Source organism: Nocardiopsis listeri NBRC 13360 (assembly GCF_001570765.1).
In the GTDB taxonomy this organism is placed as follows: Bacteria; Actinomycetota; Actinomycetes; order Streptosporangiales; family Streptosporangiaceae; genus Nocardiopsis; species Nocardiopsis listeri.
Genome location: NZ_BCSH01000014.1, coordinates 78,342 through 97,558 on the forward strand (window position 1 = coordinate 78,342; position 19,217 = coordinate 97,558).

19 protein-coding genes are annotated in these 19,217 nt (G+C 68.7%); 9 read left to right on the plus strand and 10 right to left on the minus strand.

The window, feature by feature from the left end; all coding sequences use genetic code 11:
* Positions 1 to 27: 27 nt before the first annotated feature.
* The 3 genes from mshA to NLI01S_RS05790 all read right to left on the minus strand — a co-directional run bounded on the left by mshA (position 28) and on the right by NLI01S_RS05790 (position 3,556).
* Positions 28 to 1,332 (minus strand): D-inositol-3-phosphate glycosyltransferase, encoded by a 1,305-nt coding sequence (mshA, locus tag NLI01S_RS05780; RefSeq protein ID WP_067600337.1) that lies wholly within the window; start codon positions 1,330 to 1,332, stop codon positions 28 to 30.
* A gap of 109 nt (positions 1,333 to 1,441) precedes the next feature.
* On the minus strand, positions 1,442 to 2,437 hold the full coding sequence (locus NLI01S_RS05785; protein WP_067600340.1) for an alpha/beta hydrolase: 996 nt from the start codon (positions 2,435 to 2,437) through the stop codon (positions 1,442 to 1,444).
* A 159-nt stretch (positions 2,438 to 2,596) separates the two neighbouring features.
* Positions 2,597 to 3,556: a YbgA family protein gene (locus NLI01S_RS05790; protein ID WP_067600342.1), complete on the minus strand. Its 960-nt coding sequence runs from the start codon at positions 3,554 to 3,556 to the stop codon at positions 2,597 to 2,599.
* An 86-nt stretch (positions 3,557 to 3,642) separates the two neighbouring features.
* Here NLI01S_RS05790 and NLI01S_RS05795 point away from each other — a divergent pair, with 86 nt between their 5' ends.
* A complete protein-coding gene (locus tag NLI01S_RS05795) occupies positions 3,643 to 4,962 on the plus strand; it encodes a cryptochrome/photolyase family protein (RefSeq protein WP_067600345.1) in 1,320 nt (439 codons plus the stop codon).
* Between the two features lie 24 nt (positions 4,963 to 4,986).
* Here the strand turns inward: NLI01S_RS05795 and NLI01S_RS26720 are convergent, their stop codons facing one another.
* Together NLI01S_RS26720 and NLI01S_RS05800 are read right to left on the minus strand one after the other, a co-directional pair.
* Entirely contained in the window at positions 4,987 to 5,094 is a 108-nt protein-coding gene (locus tag NLI01S_RS26720) for a zinc-ribbon domain-containing protein (protein ID WP_358503562.1), read from the minus strand.
* A 33-nt stretch (positions 5,095 to 5,127) separates the two neighbouring features.
* A complete protein-coding gene (locus NLI01S_RS05800; RefSeq protein WP_067600348.1) occupies positions 5,128 to 5,559 on the minus strand; it encodes a hypothetical protein in 432 nt (143 codons plus the stop codon).
* A gap of 260 nt (positions 5,560 to 5,819) precedes the next feature.
* Between NLI01S_RS05800 and NLI01S_RS05805 the strand changes: the two genes are divergently transcribed.
* The 3 genes from NLI01S_RS05805 to NLI01S_RS05815 all read left to right on the plus strand — a co-directional run bounded on the left by NLI01S_RS05805 (position 5,820) and on the right by NLI01S_RS05815 (position 7,520).
* A complete protein-coding gene (locus NLI01S_RS05805) occupies positions 5,820 to 6,182 on the plus strand; it encodes a BlaI/MecI/CopY family transcriptional regulator (protein WP_084392335.1) in 363 nt (120 codons plus the stop codon).
* Positions 6,183 to 6,187: 5 nt separating this feature from the next.
* Entirely contained in the window at positions 6,188 to 7,132 is a 945-nt protein-coding gene (locus NLI01S_RS05810) for a M56 family metallopeptidase (RefSeq protein WP_067600354.1), read from the plus strand.
* Between the two features lie 88 nt (positions 7,133 to 7,220).
* The gene (locus NLI01S_RS05815; RefSeq protein WP_067600356.1) at positions 7,221 to 7,520 is read left to right on the plus strand and encodes a DUF2516 family protein; all 300 of its coding nucleotides are present in this window, start codon (positions 7,221 to 7,223) and stop codon (positions 7,518 to 7,520) included.
* On the opposite strand, the gene NLI01S_RS05820 is transcribed toward NLI01S_RS05815, so the two are convergent.
* From NLI01S_RS05820 to NLI01S_RS05830, 3 genes are all read right to left on the minus strand, one after another.
* A complete protein-coding gene (locus tag NLI01S_RS05820) occupies positions 7,505 to 9,910 on the minus strand; it encodes a hypothetical protein (RefSeq protein WP_084392336.1) in 2,406 nt (801 codons plus the stop codon). The two genes, NLI01S_RS05815 and NLI01S_RS05820, sit on opposite strands and share 16 nt — an antisense overlap.
* A gap of 112 nt (positions 9,911 to 10,022) precedes the next feature.
* Positions 10,023 to 10,976 carry a neutral zinc metallopeptidase gene (locus NLI01S_RS05825; RefSeq protein WP_223809131.1) on the minus strand — a complete coding sequence of 318 codons (954 nt, stop codon included), beginning with the start codon at positions 10,974 to 10,976 and terminating at the stop codon, positions 10,023 to 10,025.
* A gap of 59 nt (positions 10,977 to 11,035) precedes the next feature.
* A complete protein-coding gene (locus NLI01S_RS05830) occupies positions 11,036 to 11,926 on the minus strand; it encodes a neutral zinc metallopeptidase (RefSeq protein ID WP_067600359.1) in 891 nt (296 codons plus the stop codon).
* Positions 11,927 to 12,103: 177 nt separating this feature from the next.
* On the opposite strand from NLI01S_RS05830, the gene NLI01S_RS05835 reads away from it, so the two are divergent.
* Entirely contained in the window at positions 12,104 to 13,951 is a 1,848-nt protein-coding gene (locus NLI01S_RS05835; protein ID WP_067600361.1) for a DUF2207 family protein, read from the plus strand.
* Positions 13,952 to 14,003: 52 nt separating this feature from the next.
* Positions 14,004 to 14,429: a D-aminoacyl-tRNA deacylase gene (gene dtd / locus NLI01S_RS05840; protein WP_067600363.1), complete on the plus strand. Its 426-nt coding sequence runs from the start codon at positions 14,004 to 14,006 to the stop codon at positions 14,427 to 14,429.
* A gap of 238 nt (positions 14,430 to 14,667) precedes the next feature.
* Here the strand turns inward: dtd and NLI01S_RS05845 are convergent, their stop codons facing one another.
* Both NLI01S_RS05845 and NLI01S_RS05850 read right to left on the minus strand, forming a co-directional pair.
* Positions 14,668 to 15,366, minus strand: coding sequence for a response regulator transcription factor (locus NLI01S_RS05845; RefSeq protein ID WP_067600365.1), 699 nt, complete (start codon positions 15,364 to 15,366; stop codon positions 14,668 to 14,670).
* A complete protein-coding gene (locus tag NLI01S_RS05850) occupies positions 15,363 to 16,553 on the minus strand; it encodes a sensor histidine kinase (RefSeq protein ID WP_084392341.1) in 1,191 nt (396 codons plus the stop codon). Before NLI01S_RS05850 ends, NLI01S_RS05845 begins: the two co-directional genes overlap by 4 nt.
* 124 nt (positions 16,554 to 16,677) lie before the next feature.
* Here NLI01S_RS05850 and phoU point away from each other — a divergent pair, with 124 nt between their 5' ends.
* The 3 genes from phoU to ispF all read left to right on the plus strand — a co-directional run bounded on the left by phoU (position 16,678) and on the right by ispF (position 18,767).
* A complete protein-coding gene (gene phoU, locus NLI01S_RS05855) occupies positions 16,678 to 17,340 on the plus strand; it encodes a phosphate signaling complex protein PhoU (RefSeq protein WP_067600367.1) in 663 nt (220 codons plus the stop codon).
* A gap of 442 nt (positions 17,341 to 17,782) precedes the next feature.
* Positions 17,783 to 18,265: a CarD family transcriptional regulator gene (locus NLI01S_RS05860; protein ID WP_067600369.1), complete on the plus strand. Its 483-nt coding sequence runs from the start codon at positions 17,783 to 17,785 to the stop codon at positions 18,263 to 18,265.
* 31 nt (positions 18,266 to 18,296) lie between these two features.
* A complete protein-coding gene (gene ispF, locus NLI01S_RS05865) occupies positions 18,297 to 18,767 on the plus strand; it encodes a 2-C-methyl-D-erythritol 2,4-cyclodiphosphate synthase (protein WP_190318371.1) in 471 nt (156 codons plus the stop codon).
* The last annotated feature ends 450 nt before the right edge of the window (positions 18,768 to 19,217 follow it).

Consider the following 19,217-nt stretch of genomic DNA (forward strand, 5'->3'; position numbering starts at 1 on the left):
TTCCCCTCTCCTTCACGGACGTCCCCGTCATCGGCATGCCGCCTCGGCCAGCGGGAGTGCGCGCGGGGTCAGTGCCGACCGGTAGACGTCCAGCAGGTCATCCACGGTCCGCGACCAGCTCAGGGTGGCCGCGTGCTCCGGTGCGGCCTCCGCCAGCCTGGCATGCCAGGCCGGTTCGCGAATCAACCGGTGCAGCTCGGCTGCGTAGTGGCGCGGGTCGTGTCCGTCCACCAGGACACCCGACACACGGTCGGAGACGGCCGTGGACAGGCCACCGACGCGGGCCGCCACGACCGGGGTGCCACAGGCCTGTGACTCCACGGCCACCAACCCGAAGGACTCCGAGTAGGAGGGCACCACCGTCACGGTCGCGGCCCGGTAGAAGTCGGCCAGGCGTCGACGGTCCTGTGGCGGCTCCAACCGCACCACGTCGGCCACTCCGAGTGAGCGGGCCAGGTCGGTGAGCATACGGGGTTCGTGCATTCCCCCGCCGGACAGGCCGCCGACCACGCCCACCACGAGGCGGTCGCGCAGGGAGGGCTCCTGTTCCAGGAGTTCGGCGGCGGCGCGGATGAGTACGTCCGGGGCCTTCAGTCGTTGTACCCGGCCGACGAAGAGCAGCAGGTGGGTGTCCCGGTGCAGACCGATTCGTTCCAGGGCCTCGGCGCGGGAACCGGGCGAGAAAGTGTCCAGGTCCACGCCGGGTGGGATCGTATGGAGCTGTTCGGGCCGGGCGCCGTAGAAGTCCGACAGCTGAAGGGCCTCGTCTTCGGTGTTGGCGATGAGCCGGTCGGCCTGGCGGACCAACTGGTCCTCGCCGCGTACCCGGTCCTCCGGTTCGGGGGAGTCGCCTTCGGCCAGGGCGGCGTTCTTCACCCGGGCCATGGTGTGCATCGACTGCACCATCGGCACGCCCCACCGGCGCGCGGCCACGACCCCGGCCTTGCCGGACAGCCAGTAGTGGCCGTGCACGAGGTCGTAGTGGCCCGGTTCGGCCTGCGCCTCGGTCCGCATCATCCCGAAGATGAACGGACACAGGTGTTCGGCGAGGGTGTTCTTGTCCAGGCGCCCGTAGGGGCCTGCGTGCACGTGTCGCACGTTCACCCCGGGGGCGAGTTCGACCACGGCCGGCAGCGACGGCTTGGTGGCCCTGGTGAACACGTCCACCGCCACGCCGCGCTCCGCCATTCGGCGTGCCACCTCGACCACGTAGACGTTGAGCCCACCGGCGTCACCGGTGCCGGGCTGGTCGAGCGGGGAGGTGTGCAGGCTCACCGTCGCGATCCTCGAGGGGACCGCAGCCTGATCACCCAACGGAACGGGTCCGGACACCGGTGGTCCCTCCAGGTCGCGTGTGCGGGCAGTAGTCGTCAACAGCGACGAAGGTACACACTGTTCCCGACCGGCCTGTCCCAGGGGGCGGGGTTGACCCGGGCAGGGGTCAGGGGGCGGACGCCCAGCCGGCGACGAGGAAGTCCGCGACATCGGGGAACGTGCGCTTCCAGGTGCGCAGATCGTGGCCGCCTCGGGGCCGCAGGGTGGTGACCGTCATACCGTGCTCGGTGAGCAGACCGGAGAAGCGTTCGGCCTCTCCCTGGATCCGCCCTTCTTGGAGCGGAGTGTGGTCATCGCGCCCCTCGACCAGCATGAAGCGCAGGTCGCGCACCTCCTCGGGTCCGAGGAGGTGGTCGGGGGAGTGGGGGCCGGTGTCCGTGCCGAGGACGCCGTGCGGGTCGTCGACCCGGAAGTACCCGGCCCAGCTCACCACCTGTGAGTACAGGGCGGGGTTGCGCAGGGCGAGTGCGGCCGCGCCGTAACCGCCCATGGAGAAACCGCCGATCGCCCTCAAGGAGCGTGGACGAGGATACTCCCCCTCCACCGCGGTCACGGTCGGTCCGGTGACGAAGCTCTCCAGGGCGAAGCTCCCGTCGTGGGCGTCGGCCCACTCGGTGGTGGACCCGTCCTCGACCTGTCCGTGCGGGGCGGCGATCACGAACTCGACGCCGCTGCGGCACATCTGGCGGTCCATCAGGTCGCCCACACCCGCGTCCATCAGGGTCCGGTGACCGGAGGAGGATCCGTGCAGAAGGTAGAGCACGGGAAGGTCGGCGCTGTCCGGTCCGGGGGGTCTGCGGATCCACACGGAACGGCCTTCGCCCCCGGTGGCGGCCGTGTCGGGGAGGGTGACCACCTCGTCACGGCCGGGTTCGTCGCAGACCGCGACGTCGCCCGGGCGGGGCAGCGCCGCCGGGGTGGAGTCGGCGTCGGGCGGGACGCGCATCCGGCCGGTGGCGAGTTCGGGTTCGGTCTCGGACAGGTGGTGTCCGATCCGCTCCACCAGCCGTTCCGGCGGGGCGGTGGCCAGGGACGCGGCGACCACGGCCACGGCACAGGAGGCGAGGAGCACGGTGGCGCGTCGGGAGAAGGAGACGAACACGTCGCAACCTCAAGGGTCGGGGGCAACCGGTGACCGCACGCGAAGCGGCCAAGGGATATCACCCATTGTAGTCATCGCAATCCCCTCCGTGTGCGCGGGTCTTCGGGTGTTGCTGTGGAGGTTCCCGGTCCCGGACGTCGACCGGTTCTCGTCGGCGCCTCAGACCGACACGGGGTGCCGCAGTCGAAGCGTCTCCGGGTATGGGCGAAGGTAGGTCTGTTCGCTCGCCCACGTGACGTCCTCCGCCGTGCAGTGGTGTCGCAACAGGGCCACGGGCAGGCTCAGCGGAGCGTTGCCCCGCCGATAGTCCTCGATCCCGGCCAACAGGTCGTGCCTGCGCGTGTCGTCCAGCAACGGACTGATCATCCCGAAGACGTGCTGGAGGGCGTTGGCGTGCTTGCCACGACTCGTCCTGACGGCCAACGCCCGATGGAACGCTTCGGCGTAGGTCGCCGCCGCCCGCTCGCGGTCGTGCGCGCCGGCCTTCGCCACGACCCGCCCGGTCTCGCGGTACCCCTCCGGGGAGTGCGCCATCAACTGGAGTTTGTGCCGCGCATGGAACGCCACCAGGTCGCGTACGGCCCACTCGCCCTCGATGAGGGCGCGCAGCCGTGCGTGCGCGAACACCCGTTCCACGAAGTGCTCACGAAGCGCGGGGTCGGACAGGCGCCCCTGCTCCTCCACCGGCAGTGCCGGCAGCAGCGTGGTGAGCCGCTCGGCGAAGGCGCCGCGGCCGGTGCCGCGCAGCCGGTTCCCGTCACCGTCGAAGACCGGCAGGGAGAACAGGCCACAGCTCGGCGACTTGTTCTTGAGGACGTAGCCGTCGAGTCGGGCCAGTCGACCGAGGTGTCGGTTCGCGACGTTCGAGAGATCGTCGGAGTGGTCGGTTCCGGTCGCACTGGAGATGACTCGGGCCGCTCCCTCGGAGTCCTGTAGGCGCAGGGTCGGGCGAGGGACCCCCAGACCGATCTCCGCTTCCGGGCATACCGGGAGCCAATCCACGTGCCGGTTCAGTTCGTCGGTGAGGAAACGGTTTCGCGAGTGACCGCCGTTATAACGCACAGAGGCGCCGAGCAGGCAGCTGGACACTCCGACGACGGGGCGAACGAACGTATCCATTCCGGGGCCCTACCCGGTGGAGCCTGTCGTAACCACCGGTGATCCCTTTGCGTAGTGTGTTGGTCACCTTGAGTGAAGGAGGTCTCTTGGTCGCTCCCGTGCTCGTGCTCTTCAGCCAGGATCTTCGCCTGAACGACCACCCCGCGCTGACCACGGCCCTGGGAGCCGGCGGACCGGTGGTTCCGCTCTTCGTGCTCGACCACGCCCTACTGCGGCGCGCGGCCCGCAACCGGCTCGCCCACCTCGCCGAGGCCCTCGTCGACCTGCGTTCGGGACTGCGCGCCGTGGGCGCGGACCTCGTGGTCCGCCGGGGTGACACGGTCACGGAGACGTTCGCCCTCGCCCGGGAGGTCGGCGCCGGGACCGTCCACCTGAGCGCGGGCGTGAGCCGCGTGGCCGACCGGCGGCTCAACCGGCTCCGTGAGTCCGGGCTGGACGCGCGTACCCACGCCGGGCTGACCGTAGTGCCACCGGGAGAGATCACCCCGACCACCGGTGACCACTACAAGGTGTTCACCCCCTACTGGAGGGCCTGGGAGGGCGCCCGGTGGCGGGAGACCCTGCCCGCTCCCGAACGGGTCCCCCTGCTCGAAGGACTCGACCCCGGACGCCTGCCCGCACCCGACGACCTCTCACGCGAAGGTGTGGGAGCCCTCTCCCCGGAACGACAGGCGGGCGGATGGACCCGGGCGCGTGAACGACTCCGTGCCTGGCTCGACTCGGGGGTCGCCGACTACGGTGACCGGAACGACGACCTGGCCGGCGCGGCGACCTCTCACCTGTCCGCCGACCTGCGCTTCGGCTGCCTGTCCCCGCTGGAGGTGGCCCGCGCCGCACGCGATCTCCCAGGGGGTTCCGAGTACGTTCGCCAACTCGCCTGGCGCGACTTCCACCACCAGGTCACCGCGGCCTTCCCCGACATCACGATTCGGGACTACCGTCCTCGCGATCGCTGGTGGCGGGAGGACCCCGACGCCCTCGCCGCCTGGAAGGAGGGGCTTACCGGGGTGCCCATCGTGGACGCCGGAATGCGCCAACTGCTTCGCGAGGGTTTCATGCACAATCGCACCCGGATGATCACCGCGTCCTTCCTCACCAAGACCCTGCGCGTTCACTGGCGGGAGGGGGCCGCGCACTTCGACGCCCACCTGACCGATGGTGACGTGGCCGACGACTACGGCAACTGGCAGTGGGTGGCCGGAACCGGCAACGACACCCGACCCGGTCGGGCCTTCAACCCCTCCCGGCAGGCCAAGAGGTTCGACCCCGAGGGTGTCTACGTGCGCAGGTACGTGCCCGAACTCGCCGACCTGTCCGGTGCCCGCGCCCACAGCCCGTGGTCGGAGGGGGCCGGCGAAGGCGTCGAGGGGTATCCGCCTCCGATCGCCGACCCCGGCCGATGGTGAGGAGAGACCGGAGCCGGCGTGCGACTAGGAGTTGTAGTGACCGCAATTGGGGCAGGTGCGCACCCCGGGGTTGAGGTACTCACCGCATCTTTCGCACAGGCCCACGATGGGTTTGTCGTGTTTGGGGGACATGTGCGGTGCCCCCTGGTGAACGGACCTCAAGGGTCATCCTTCCGTTTCGGCCAGTCCGTCGATGATGTCGTCCAAGACCAGTGACCGGTTCGAACCCGACATCAAACGCAGTTCCCGGAGCGCGGGAACGGTGTCGACGCCTTCGGGGCCCGTCACCGTGCATACGCGCATGCAGTGCTGGGTGGGGGGCCACCAGAAGTCCCGTTCGTCGATGGGGGCGATGCGGTACACCGTCGCGGGGTACTGGGACGGCCTGCTGGGTGAGTGCCATTGCTGGACACGGGCGAGGACGAATCCGGTGATCAGGGAATCGAAGACGCCGTCCGACGCCAGATCGGTCAACGCGTCCTTGTCGCCTTCGGCGCGGCAGGCGTCACACCCGGCGAGTTCCGCGCGCAGGAGCCAACGGGCACGCGCGTGACCCACCTCTGGGTTCTTGAGCTTGCTCGGATGCCGGTGTCCCATACACGGGAGCGTACGATGCCCGGGGAGCCGCGACAGCCGGACCCCGTGGGGATCCCGATGTCCGCGCGGAGCGTCGGCCGCAAGGCCCCGGACGTCGCCCGACGTCGGGGCCGAGGAACGCGCCGACCCGACCGGGGGGGCGGGGCGCAAGCACGTTTCGGACCCTGTCATCGAGGACTCGATACCCTTGCTCACAAGCCATCTTGAATTAACGTGGGGGTGCCACGGGCGGTAGTACTACCCATCGTAGACTTGTGAGCATGAATCGGCTTGGCGAACTTGAACGCGCGGTGATGGATGTACTGTGGGCACGCAACGAACCAATGACGGTTCGTGAGGTCGGCAAAGCGCTCGCGGAGCGGGACCTGGCGCACACGACCGTCATGACCGTGCTCGACCGACTCGCCAAGAAGAAGGTCGTCACCCGGGCACGTGAGGGTCGTGCGTGGCGGTACCGTCCGGCAGCCAGCCGTGAGAACTACGTGTCCGAGTTGATGTTCGACGCACTCGGTCAGACGGTCGACCGTGACGCGGCCCTGGCCGCCTTCGTCCAATCCATGGACGGCCAGGAGGCTGAAGCGCTCAGGCGCGCACTCGCGGAAACCGAGCAGCCAAGGAACTAGTCCGAATGGTCAGTGCCGCACTCCTCACTCTCGTCGCGGTCAGCTGCCTCATCGCCATGGAAGCTCTCCACCGGGCGAAGTGGCCTTCCCGCGGTCCCTACACGGCGGTCATCGCCTGGCAGGCCCTCGGCCTGGCATGGGGTGTATCCACCATCGGCGCGCTGCTGGCCTACGGTCTCTCCTCGTACCGACTCGGTGCCGCCGGCGGCAGCATGGCCATGCTCGCCGACCTGATCAGCGGGGATTTCCTGCTCGCCGAGTTCTCCCAGGGGCTGGAAGGCATCAGCCACCTGGCCGCCATCACGCTGGCCGTGATCCTCACCCTGGTCCTGTTCTGCGGACTGGTGGCCTCCTTCATCCAGGTGCTGCGCGTTCGCAGACGCCACCACGACCTCCTCGAGCTCGTCGCCAGCGACCACCCCGACGTCCCCGGCGCCCGAGTGGTCGACCACCCCGCGGCCGCCGCGTACTGTCTGCCGGGCGTCCTGCGATCCCAGGTGGTCATCAGCGCGGGCGCCCTGGAAGTCCTCGACAACCGTGAGCTCGCCGCGGTCCTCGCCCACGAGCACGCCCACCTGCGTCAGCGTCACGACCTCGTGCTGCTGCCCTTCTCCTCCCTCAAGCGGGCCTTCCCCCGCGTACACCTCGTGCGCACCTACTACGAGAGCGTCGCGCTGCTCATCGAGATGTGCGCCGACGACCAGGCCGTGCGCAAGAGCTCCTCGCGCGAGTTGGCCATGGCGCTGCTGCGTTTCGGCGCCGCCGGGGCCGCGCCCGTCCCGGCCGGCGCGATGGCGGCCGTACGTCCCGCCGAACCCTCGGTGATGCGCCGGGTCGACCGTCTCCTGCGTCCCGACGACGAACTTCCGTACCACGCGGGCGCGGTCATCATGGGCTCCTCCGCGTTCCTCCTGGCGACGGTCACCTGCCTCTGGAACATTCCGGTCTGACCCGCCGGGCACGATTATCGACGCCGATCCGTTTACCGTGGAGAGCGGGCGGACCCCCGTTCGATGACGCGTAGCTCTGGAGTGAGTCTTGTTTTACTGGATCTGGCAGCTCATCTACCTGGTGACCTTCGTGGCCAGCCTCTACGCGTTGATCGAGGCGCTGCGGACACCGGCGCAGGCCTTCGAGATCATGGACAAGCAGACCAAGAAGCTCTGGGTCATCCTGACCGGTGTGGCGTCGGGGCTGTCCCTTCTCGCGGTGCTGAGCGGAACGGGCATGTTCGTCATCCTGGGTCTGGTGGCCACGCTCATCTTCCTGCTGGACGTGCGTCCCGCGGTCAAGGGCATGGGCGGTAACCAGAACAACGGTCCCTACGGTCCTTGGTAGGGGTCCGAACCTCGGCTCTCCGATGGTCGCTCGGCGGGCATGACCTGCCACATGGCCTCCGCGTAGGCGGGATCGCCGGTGTAGTCGGAGTGGCCGAGGATCTCCGGGCGGCGGGCCTCCCCGGGGAGCGCGTCGTAGGAGCGTGGGTCCGGCAGTGGTTCGACCGTCGACACGACCACCTCCTCCCCTCCCGGGCCGAAGCGGCGTACCGGTCCCGCGATGGCGTCGGTGACCCGCCACAGGTTGCGCCAGGACGACACCCTCCCCTCCAGATCGGTGAAGGCCACCGGTCCGAAGTAGGCGGGGAAGTAGCGGGAGTACAAGCGGTCCAACGGGGACCCGTGGGTGATCAGCGAGACCCGGTCGGCGCACTGCTGCGGCAACTGCCACACCGTGGCCGCAGCCAACACCGAACCCTGCGAGTGCCCGGACAACACCACCGCGGTGTCCTCGTCGGCCATCCTGCGCACCCTCGCCGTGAGCTGGGGGACGGCGCGTTCGGCGTAGGACGGTGGCGCCAGCGGGTGGGCCGCCCGTGGCCAGAAGGTGCCCACGTCCCACACCGCTCCCACGGCTTGGCGGGTCGGCCGGTCCCGGTAGGCACTGCGGCCGATCCACACCAACGCCACCAGGGCGGCTCCGCCCAGCAGCGACCCCACGGCCACCAGCGCGTCCAGTGCGTCCTGGGCCACGCCCCACAACCCACCGGCGACCGTCATGGGGGCGTCCAACGAACCGGCCTCCAGGTTCCCGGTGGCGATCGAGTACAGGGCCAGCCCCACCAACGGCACGACCGGTAGCAGAAGGGCGCCCAGGATCTTCGGTATCGCTTCGGTCATCCGACCCACGGCGCGGGCACGTGCGATGTCCCACGTCCGTCGGTCCCGGACACTGCGCGAGTACAGCGCGGTGACCTTCGGCAACTGGGCCCGGACCGCCCCGCGCAGCCACAGGGCCAGGACCACCACCACGATCAGCACGATGATCGCCTGGAAGGCGAAGGCCAACTGCAACCAGGAGTAGGCGGTGGGCGGGGACAGCACCAGACAATCGGCCTCGGGGGCTTGCATCGAACCGCAGCCGCTCAACCACAGCGACCCCTGATAGACCAGGGCCGCGGAGAAGGCGCCGCCCAGAAGGGTGCCCAACGCCGCGGTGGACGGACCGGCCAGCCCCCGCATGGCGGTGTGCCGGTGTGGTCGGTCCACGGAGAACAGCACCAGCGCCGCCACCAGCAGAAGCACCACCAAGGTGCCCTGCACTGCGAAGAGGGTGTTGAGCATGGTCCCGCTGCCCGGAAGCGGTCCCTCGATCACCCACCTCGGCCGTGGCCAGACCGTGTACACCACGACGGCCGCGGTCACCCCCAGGGTGGTGTCGCGCAGTACGCGACACAGTCGGTCGGCGCGCGCGTTCCACCGAGCGTCCTTGCCCGGGACCAACACGCTCAACGTGCTCAGCAGTGCCACGAGCGCCAACAGGCCGGCCAGACCCGCACCGACCGTCCACAGACCCGGACCGTTCGGAATCGGGGCTCCGCGCCCACCCAGGTCGTGCAGCAGAGGCGGCAGAAGCAGCAGCGCAGCCACGGTGCCCACCGCGATCGCGACGTGCGCCGACCTCAGCCGCGCCATGATCTCGCTGTTGCGCCAGAAGTCGGGGTGGCTGAGCGGGGCGTCCTCGGAGTACCGAGGTGGTACCGGCCCGGTCACCACCTCGTAGTCGGCCGCGGTCCGTCGGGACAACCGCCACAACACCACCACGACCACCGCCGGCAGCACCGCGCCCACCAGCAAGGACCTGCCCGGTGCGGACAAGGGGGAGGACGCGGAGGCGAGGAAGGCCAACCACGGCCGCGCCCGCACGCACTCCTCGCCTTGGCCGACGCACTGCCAGGCGAGCAGGTCCATCCCCACCCCGGCGGCGGCCAGGACGATGAGCATGGTCAACGAGAGCGCCAGCAGTCGTACCCCGGCCCCGTAGGCGATGTTGGCCACCCGGCGGGTTCCGGTCTGGCCGTCGTCCATCCGTCCCGGCCGCATCCAGTAGGCCACGTTGAGCATCATGAACGGCGTCAACAGGAGCCAGAAGGCGCGTGAGGAGGCGCCCGAGGTGAGATTGCCCCAGGCGAAGATCTCCCGACGCACCCCGGGCAGGGTCTCGGTGTCCGGCTTTCGTCGCCATCGGAAGAACCCGGCCAGCCGGTCGCCGCCCACACGCATGGCGGGCTCGACGTCCAAGAGCTCCTCCGCGTGCCCGCCACTCACCCCGTGGACACGCAACTCCACGCGGTCTCGGGCACCCGAGGGCGCGACGTCGGGCCGGGCGGGGACGTGAGGGACGGACGCGCGGGTGGGGTTCTCGTGCAGGGGTTCGGCTGTGTCCGGCATGTCAGCATCCTGCCACGCAGAGTCGCCGTGCAACAGCGGGTTCCGCAGGCCTGTGGACGACTCGCGGGGCCGGAACCGGTCCGCGAGGGTCCGTGGCGGACCACGGGACGGTTCACTGCACCCGCGACTCGTCCTCCACGCCCCAGGTGTTGCATGCCCCCGGTGACTGCTCCTCCCACCCGGAGCGGGTCCAACCGACACTGTTCTCCGGGGAGCCGTGTGTACGCTTCTCGTCCGGCTCGCCCTCCCGGTCCGCGGTCGCGGACGCGTCGTCCAACAGCACGTCGAGGTCGTCCTCGGCCAACGGATAACTCACCCGCACCGAACCCAGGAACGCCCCCGCCAGACAGTTGGCCTGAAGCTCACTACGGCGCGTCCAGGTGTTGCGGCCGGCGTCGTCCTCCTCCAACCGGCGCTGTTCGTGGTAGTACTCCAGCAGCCCGGACTCGCCCTGCACGTGGTGGGCGTACTCGTGGGCCAACAGCGACGCGTACACCACGCTCTCCTCGGCCCCGTTCCACTTCTCGACCACGTCCTCGGTACCGATGTAGATGGCACCTCCGGCGCGACAGTAGAAGGCGCCGGCCGCGGACGGATAGGCGCGGCAGGGGCTCACCCCGGGCTCGGTCCAAAACACCCGGTCCGGTGGGCTGAAGGCGATCCCGGCCCGCTCGAACTGGGTCTGCCAGACATCGTCCAGACAGTCGGCGACCTGGTTCAGGAACACCTCCATCGAGGCCGGTTCGTCCACGTCCACGTCCGGTACCGGACACGGCAGGGGGCTCAGCCTCCCCGTCTCGTACAGCGGGTTGGCGAGCAACGCCACCTCCCCGCTGGGTCGGTCCGGCACCGACCGGCCCGGCGCCCCCGACCGTCCGGTGGGGGAGTCCGGGAACGGGCCAACCTGCCCGGGCTTGTCCTCACCGCTCTCGGCGCGCTCCAGCACGGTGTCGACACCGGTCCCCGCGTCCTTTTGGGCGGTGGACCACGACAGCAGCGACAACGCCAGTACGGCCACCAGAAGGCCGCAGACCACGCTGAACACCCGACGATTGTTCCGGTGCATCCGGCGCGCACGCGCCAGCCGGGAGAACTCGTCCGGTCCGCCGTGGTCCCAGGCCGCGCTCACCGCACCAACTCCTCGCGGGCCTCCCACGTGTTGCAGGCGGCCGGATCCATGCGATCCCACCCGTGCGCGGTCCATAGTCTGCCGTTCTCCGCGGAACCGTGCGTACCGGTGCCCTCGTGGTCGGAACGGCGGACGACGTCGTCGAGGATGTTCTCCCGCTCACTCTCCTGGTAACCCAGGGACTCCTCGGCTGAGCCGACGAACACCCCGCCCAGACAGTTGGCCTGGAGCTCGTTGCGTCGGGTCAGCTCGTCGGCGGTCTCGTCGTCGGAGTTGGCCCGCAGGGCGTGGAACTCGGCGAGCATCCGCGACTGCCCTTGTACGTGGTGACCGTACTCGTGGCTGAGCAGGAAGGTGTACGCCTCGGGTTCCTCACTGCCGCCCGAAGCCGCCACGATGTCCTTGACGCCCAGGTACAGGCCCTGGTTGGCCTGGCAGTAGAACGCCGCGGTGCCCTCGCTCGGGAAGGGGCCGCATGGACTGTGTCCCTCGTCGTACCAGTAGACCCGGTTGGGTGAGTCGAACGACAGCCCGGCCTCGTCGAAGTAGCCGGCCCAGGCCGTGTCCAGACAGTCGGCGATCGCGTGCACGAACACCTCGACCGAACGGGGGTCCCGCTGGTCCAACGACGGAGGGGAGCACGTCACCTCGCCCAGCTCACCCACCGCGTACAGCGGGTTCTGCCCGAGCGGGTCGTCGATCGGCGCGTCCGAGTGGTCGGCCGGCCATCCCTCCGAATCCGCGGACATCAGCTCCGTGGGATCGGTGCCGACGGGGTCGCCCCAGGCCGGTTCGGCGCCGGGAAGCATCGCGGAGATCGCGAGGAATCCGGTGAATCCGACCGCGGCCAGTCCCGTGCCGAGGGACAGGGACACCCCTATCCCCATCCGCTGTAGGAACCCACGGCGCTCCGCCCAGGGATCGAGGTCCGGGTCCGGTCGCGGTCGCCTCACCACACGCCCACGTCCGTCCGTTTCAGGGGCGTCCGGGAACACCGGATCACGACGTCGCGGAGGGTGCCCCCTGGGCACGGCCCGGGGGAAGACCGGATAGGCTCTCGCGTCATGTGGTGGGTCGGCTCCCTGCGCCAGGCCGTCGCTTGGGCGACGGCCCTGCTCGTGTTCTCCTCGCTGGTCACAGCGGTCACCTTGGCGTGGCCGAGAGAGGAGGCGCACGCGGCGGCGGCCGCACCGATCACCACAGTACCGGGGCACGCTCCGGCGGGAACCGTGCCCCATGCCGCCGACGAGGGTTCCATCACCAACCAGATCACCCTCGAACTGGACCGACACGGCGTACTCGGCGGCGAGGAGGACATTCGATTCGAGGGGGAGCCCCCCGAGACCTTCACCCGCGCGCTGACCTCCACCATGATCTACGACACCGACCACGACCGTCGGTTCGAGGTCGACGACGTCACCGCGGTCGACGCCGACGGCGCCACCCTCGACGTCGAGACCGAGGAGACCGGTGGCGCCCTGCTGGTGCACATCCCCACCGCGGACACACGAGGCGTGCGCCTGTCCTACCGGGTGGGCGGCACCGTGAGCGAGGTCGCCCAGGGCGTCCAGTTGGAGTGGAGGGCGGTGGGCGCCTACAGCCACCCGGTCCGCACCACCGACGTCACCGTCAACGCCCCCCTGCCACCGGAGGCCCTGTCCTGCCTGGCGGGCGAACCCCGCAGTTCCATGTACTGCACCGCCTCCGACATGGGCGGCGAAGCGGTCGTCGCGCACTTCCTCCAGGCCGACATGGGCCCGGACGACCGGCTCGACATCGTCGTGAACTACCCGCCCGGCACCGCCGAGGGCGAACCCATCCTCACCCGACGCTGGTCCCTGGCGTCGGCCTTCGCGGTCACCCCGGCGACCGGAAGCGTCTTCGGCCTGTTGCTGCTGGTCCTGGTGGGCGGCCTGATCGCCCTGATCCGTATCCGAGGCCGGGACGAGCGCGCGCTACGCCGTGAGGCCTCCCAGGGCGACCACGCCCCGATCGAGCCCGGTGAGCACGGTCGTCTGCGCTTCCACGCCCCAGACGGGGTCCACCCCGGTCAGATCGGCACGCTGGTGGACGAACGCGTGGACATCGCCGACCTCACCGCCGGTGTCCTGGACCTGGCCGTGCGCGGATACATCCGGGTGGAGGAACTTCCGCACGAGCACTTCACCTCGGTGGACTGGCGACTGGTCCGCCTGGACGGCCCCGCCGGGGAGAACCTGCTGGCCTCCGAGTGGCTGCTACTGGACGCCCTCTTCGGAGAGAAGCGCACCGTGCGCATGTCCCAACTCGCCTCCCCTCGGCACTCCACGGACTTTCCCGCCAGGATCGACCGGGTCCGGGACGAGCTGTACCAGGACATGGTGCGACTGAAGTGGTTCTCCCGCTCGCCCAGCCGGGTCCGCGGTGTCTGGACGACGGTCGGGATGGTCACCACCGCGGTCGGCGTCCTGTCGACGATCCTCCTCGCGGTGTTCACACACGCCGCCTTCACCGGGCTGGCCGTCGTCATCGCGGGCGCGGCCATCACCGCCGGAGCCCAGTACATGCCCGCGAAGACCAGACTGGGCAGCTCCGTGTACGCGCACACGATGGGTTTCCGCGACTACCTGCTGAGCTCGCGCGCCCAGACCGTACCGTCGGGGCAACGAGTGGAGCTGTACTCGCGCTACCTGCCCTACGCGGTGATCTTCGACGACGTGGAACGTTGGGCCAACATCCTGGCCGGCGCCGCGATCGCCGACCTCGAACCGGAGGAGCTCGACGGCGACGGCCTGCACTGGTACACGGGCCCGCTGGAGTGGCGGATCGAGGACTTCACGGACTCCATCACCACGTTCGTGTTCACCCTCACCGGTGTCATCACCAACACCCGTCGCACCGGGCTGCTCAACCAGCTGCAACGATCGAAGTAGGAACGCCCCGGGCGGGGACGACGAGAGTCGACGAGAACAAGAGGGGGAGCCCATGCGCGCGGTCGTGCAGCGGGTGTCGCAGGCTTCGGTGACGGTGGACGGCGAGGTCGTCGGGGAGATCACCCGGCCCGGGCTCATGGCGCTCGTGGGCGTCACCCACACCGACACCGAGGCCGAGGCCGCCAAGATCGCCCGCAAGCTCTGGACCCTGCGGATCCTGGCGGACGAGAAATCCTGCTCCGACATCCAGGCCCCATTGCTGGTGGTCAGCCAGTTCACCCTCTACGGAGACGCCCGCAAGGGCCGCCGGCCCACGTGGCAGGCGGCGGCCCCGGGACCGGTCGCCGAACCCCTCGTGGACGCCGTCGTCAAGGAACTGCGCGACCAAGGAGCCGAGGTCGCCACCGGGATGTTCGGCGCGCGGATGTCCGTCGACCTGACCAACGAGGGGCCGTTCACCGTCGTCCTGGAGGTGTGACCCGGACAGCCACGTGAGCCGGAGCGGGCAGGTCGTGGCGTAGGTCCGGGGTGGCGATCGGCGGACCGAACACCGTGCGCATCGGCGGTACGCCTACCTACGAGATCCTCGCACGCGCCGTGCGAAGGCATGAGAAAGGCCCCGGGCGGCGACGAAGCAGCCGCCCGGGACACGGGGGGTCGAAGCTCGGTGGAGTACCGGCGCGGGGAATCCGAAGGGGGACCACCCGTGCCCGGAGCTACTCCACCTCGACGGTCACCGGCTCGAACTTGTAACCGAGCCCGCGCACCGTGACGATGTACCGGGGGCTGCTCGGGTCCTCCTCGATCTTGGCCCGCAGCCGCTTCACGTGCACGTCCAAGGTCTTGGTGTCACCGACGTAGTCGGCGCCCCACACCCGGTCGATGAGCTGCATCCGCGTGAGCACGCGCCCGGCGTTGAGCAGGAGTACCTCAAGCAGCTCGAACTCCTTCAGGGGCAGCTGCACGTTGTCGCCGAGCACCGTCACCACGTGCCGCTCCACGTCCATGCGGACGGGGCCGGCCTCCAGGATGACACTGGTCGGTGCCTTGACCTCGCCCCGGCGGCGCAGCACCGCGCGGATCCGCGCCACGAGCTCGCGGGAGGAGAACGGCTTGGTCACGTAGTCGTCGGCGCCCAGTTCCAGACCGACGACCTTGTCGATCTCGGAGTCCTTGGCGGTGAGCATGATGACGGGGACGTTGGACTTCTGGCGAAGGGTGCGGCAGACCTCGGTGCCGGACAGACCCGGCAGCATGAGATCGAGCAGTACCAGGTCGGCCCCGGTCCGGTCGAAGGTCTCCAACGCCACGGTGCCGGTGGGGGCCACCGCGACCTCGAAACCCTCCTTACGCAGCATGTACGACAGGGCGTCGCTGTAGGACTCCTCGTCCTCTACTACGAGTACACGCGTCACTGTGCCGTCTCCTGGTGATTGTCGTTCCGGGACGTGTCGAACTCCCGGCTCTCCGGTCTGGGCAGACGCAGAGTGAACGTCGACCCCGACCCCTCCTTGCTCCACACGCTCACTTCTCCACGGTGGTGGGTCATGATGTGCTTGACGATCGCCAGGCCGAGACCGGTACCACCGGTGGCCCGGCTTCGAGCGGCGTCCACACGGTAGAACCGCTCGAAGACTCTCTCCAGATCCTGTTGTGGGATACCGATCCCCTGGTCGGCGACGCTGATGTCGACGCTGGACCGGGCGATCCCCACTGAGACCGCCACCCGGGTGTTCTTCGGGCTGTAGGCGACGGCGTTCGTTATCAGGTTACGCAAGGCGGTGCCGAGCATGGCTTCGTCACCCAGCACGGTCAGCCCCTCGGCACCGCTGCCGACCAGCTCGATCCCCTTGGCGTCGGCGGGCATGCGCGCCGCGTCGATCGACTCCTCCACGATGGATTCCAGGTTCACCGGAACCGGTTCGGCGATAGGTTCGGCGCCCTGGATACGGGAAAGGGTGATGAGGTCCTGGATGACGGCGGTCAGGCGGGAGGCCTCGGTCTGCATGCGCTCGGTGAACCGGCGGACGGCCTCCGGGTCGTCGCTCGCGTCCTGTACGGTCTCCGCCAATAGGGACAGGGCGCCCACCGGGGTCTTCAGCTCATGCGAGATGTTGGCCACGAAGTCACGACGGACCGCCTCCAAGCGACGGTGCTCGGTCTGGTCCTCGGCCAGGACGAGCACCAGGCCGGTGCCGCCCAGCGGTGCCACCCGCACGGCGAAGGACGTGGCGTCGGGGCCGAACTTGCGGACGGCGACCTCGATCGAGGTCTCACGGATGACCCCGTCCCGACGGACCTTGCGGGCCAGCGAGAGGAGTTCTCCTATGACCAGTTCCTCGCCACGGACGATCCCGAAGGCCCGGGCGGCGGAGGAAGCACGCAGGACCCTGTCCGCGGAGTCCAGCACCACGGCGGAAGAGGGGAGGGCCGAGAGTACCTCCGCGATCCCCGGGGGGAGGCCGTTGCCCTCCTGGCGCGGACGCGGTTCCAGTTGTTCCGCGCGCGACCGGAAAAAGCGACCGGCGACGATGACGCCCATGACGACGCCCAGCACGAGTCCGATGATGCCGGTTACGGCGGCGAGAAGTTCACCTTGCACGATTCGATCGTAAACGTGCCGACTAGGGCTTTACTCGGCAAGGGCACGCGACACGACCGAGGTTCTTCAATCGTTCACCGACTCTTGGCCGATCCTTCAAACCCACACTGGGAGCATTGACCTTATGCGCGATACGTACCACGAGGACCTTGACAGCCTGAGTGAACGCCTCGTCGAGATGACCAGGCTCGCCAGGCACGCCGTCGCGCGTGCCACCACCGCGTTGCTGGACAGTGACCTCACCGCGGCACAGGAGGTGATCTCCGGGGACGAGGCGATCAACCGACTGGACCAGGAGATCGAGGACACCGCCTTCAGTCTGATGGCGCGGCAACAGCCGGTGGCCTCCGACCTACGGACCATCATCACCGCCCTGTACATGCGTGGTGACCTGGAACGGATGGGCGACCACGCCGTCCACCTCGCCAAGATCGCCCGCCGCCGTCACCCGGACTCGGCCATCCCCAAGCCGGTTCGTTCGATCGTCCTGGAGATGGGCCATGAGGCCGAGCTGTTGGTCACCAAGGCCGGAGAGGTGATCTCTGAGAGGGACCCCGACACCGCCCTGGAGTTGGACAAGGACGACGACAAGATGGACCGGCTGCGGCGCAAGCTGTTGCAGCGCATCCTCGCACCGGGCTGGGAGTACGGGGTCGAGGCGACCATGGACGTGACCCTGGTCGGTCGATTCTACGAGCGTTACGGCGATCACGCGGTGCACGTCGCCGACAACCTGATCTACATGGTGACCGGAGAGAAGCGCGAAGATTACGAACCCGAGGAGTGACGGCCTCGTAGGTCGTCATCCGAGGTGATGGGGCCCTGGGACTTTCGTGTTCCAGGGCCCTTCGCGTGGGCGGGGGAGAATCAGGGGCGACTCGGGGGAGGGCTTGGTGTGGGCTTGACCCCGGGGGCGGTCTGGATCCGGACCGGTCAACGTCGGATCAACCCCGTCCGAAATCGTGATCTAAATCGCTACGAGCGCTCGCGGGGCGTGTTCGTGCGAGGGCGAACCCTACCCCAAGAAGGTAGCCCTGATGTCACGCTTCGGCTGGCCAGCGGGGGTTCCAGCCCTCTCCGAGGTGTTCCGATCGGGCATCCGAGGCTGCTCGGGTACACTTTGTCAAGCCCTAAAAAGTGTGGCTTGACCTGCGTGTTCGCAAAGCCAATAGGTACGTTAAGTCACAGATTCATGGTATCCTTGGTGTAGCGGAAGGGGTACCTGTCACATGGCTTTCAAGGTCGGCGACACTGTTGTCTACCCCCATCATGGGGCTGCTCGTATTGAAGCGATCGAAACTCGCACTATTAAGGGCGAGGACAGAACCTACCTCGTTCTGAGGGTTGACAAGGGCGATCTGACGGTGCGAGTGCCGGCTGCGAACGCCGAGGATGTCGGCGTTCGTGACGTGGTGGGGCAGGAAGGCCTGGACAAGGTCTTCGAGGTGCTGCGGGCACCGCACACCGAAGAGCCCACCAACTGGTCGAGGCGCTACAAGGCGAACCTGGAGAAGCTGGCGTCCGGCGACGTCAACAAGGTCGCCGAGGTCGTGCGTGACCTGTGGCGACGGGACAAGGAACGTGGTCTGTCCGCCGGTGAGAAGCGGATGCTCGCCAAGGCGCGGCAGATTCTCGTCAGTGAACTCGCGCTCGCGGAAAAGACCAACGAGGACAAGGCCGAGGCCATCCTCGACGACGTTCTTACGGGCTGATGGTCGCGGAATCACGTAATTCATGACGAAAATGCCTCGGGTGGGCGTCGGGACCGACGTCCACCCGTTTTCTCCTGGAAGAACACTTTATCTCGCCGGTTTGGAATGGCCTGGCGAAGATGGCGTGAGTGGCCATTCCGATGGTGATGTCGCCGCTCATGCCGCATGCGATGCGTTGTTGTCCGCCTGCGGACTCGGAGATCTCGGATCCAACTTCGGAACCTCCGATCCTCGGTGGAAGGGCGCCTCGGGTGTGGCTCTGCTCACGGAGACCGTCTCACGCGTGCACGCCGCCGGTTTCGAGATCGGCAACGTGGCTGTCCAGATCATCAGCAATCGCCCCAAGTTCGCGCCCCGGCGCGACGAGGCGGAGAAGACGTTCTCCGAGGTCGTGGGCGCGCCCGTGAGCATCTCGGCGACCACCACCGACGGTCTGGGCCTCACCGGCCGGGGTGAGGGCATCGCGGCCGTCGCGACCGCTCTCTGCGCACCCAAGGACTGAACCGAACGCACCACCACCTGTGGCCTCCACACCCGAACGGGTGTGGAGGCCACACGTGTTCGCCCGGGAAAGAGGGCCGGTGGCGGCGGGGGAGTAGACCGGGCGGTGGGTGGTGGACGGTGGGCGAAGGGCGAGGGCCGGCGGAGTGGCGGATGGAGTCGGGGTGGGCCGGTGGAGGCCTGTATCCGGCCCATGACTCCAGCCGTGGCCCTAAGTCCGAAACCCTCCTGAACTGGTGAGAGCGCGGGCTACCTCTCCGGGCGGGATGCGGGCTAATCGCGCCCCAGGACTCATCGGGGCCCAGCAGGACTCACCGGGACTTGGGGGACTTCGTAAGGGGCAGGGGACAGGGGCAAGGAATCCAAGAAGACTTGCATGGGCTTACAGGGGCTTGTAGAGACATGCAGAGAGTTATCCACAGGTTCGTTCCCTCGACCTGGTGGTGGGGTC

Coding starts and splice junctions, on each gene's coding strand:
- NLI01S_RS05860 (WP_067600369.1), top strand. CDS start 17,783: ATGGCTTTCAAGGTCGGCGACACTGTTGTCTACCCCCATCATGGGGCT.
- NLI01S_RS05800 (WP_067600348.1), bottom strand. CDS start 5,559: ATGGGACACCGGCATCCGAGCAAGCTCAAGAACCCAGAGGTGGGTCAC.
- NLI01S_RS05820 (WP_084392336.1), bottom strand. CDS start 9,910: ATGCCGGACACAGCCGAACCCCTGCACGAGAACCCCACCCGCGCGTCC.
- NLI01S_RS05805 (WP_084392335.1), top strand. CDS start 5,820: ATGAATCGGCTTGGCGAACTTGAACGCGCGGTGATGGATGTACTGTGG.
- ispF (WP_190318371.1), top strand. CDS start 18,297: ATGCCTCGGGTGGGCGTCGGGACCGACGTCCACCCGTTTTCTCCTGGA.
- dtd (WP_067600363.1), top strand. CDS start 14,004: ATGCGCGCGGTCGTGCAGCGGGTGTCGCAGGCTTCGGTGACGGTGGAC.
- NLI01S_RS05835 (WP_067600361.1), top strand. CDS start 12,104: ATGTGGTGGGTCGGCTCCCTGCGCCAGGCCGTCGCTTGGGCGACGGCC.
- phoU (WP_067600367.1), top strand. CDS start 16,678: ATGCGCGATACGTACCACGAGGACCTTGACAGCCTGAGTGAACGCCTC.
- NLI01S_RS05790 (WP_067600342.1), bottom strand. CDS start 3,556: ATGGATACGTTCGTTCGCCCCGTCGTCGGAGTGTCCAGCTGCCTGCTC.
- NLI01S_RS05825 (WP_223809131.1), bottom strand. CDS start 10,976: ATGCACCGGAACAATCGTCGGGTGTTCAGCGTGGTCTGCGGCCTTCTG.
- NLI01S_RS05810 (WP_067600354.1), top strand. CDS start 6,188: ATGGTCAGTGCCGCACTCCTCACTCTCGTCGCGGTCAGCTGCCTCATC.
- NLI01S_RS26720 (WP_358503562.1), bottom strand. CDS start 5,094: ATGTCCCCCAAACACGACAAACCCATCGTGGGCCTGTGCGAAAGATGC.
- NLI01S_RS05830 (WP_067600359.1), bottom strand. CDS start 11,926: ATGGGGATAGGGGTGTCCCTGTCCCTCGGCACGGGACTGGCCGCGGTC.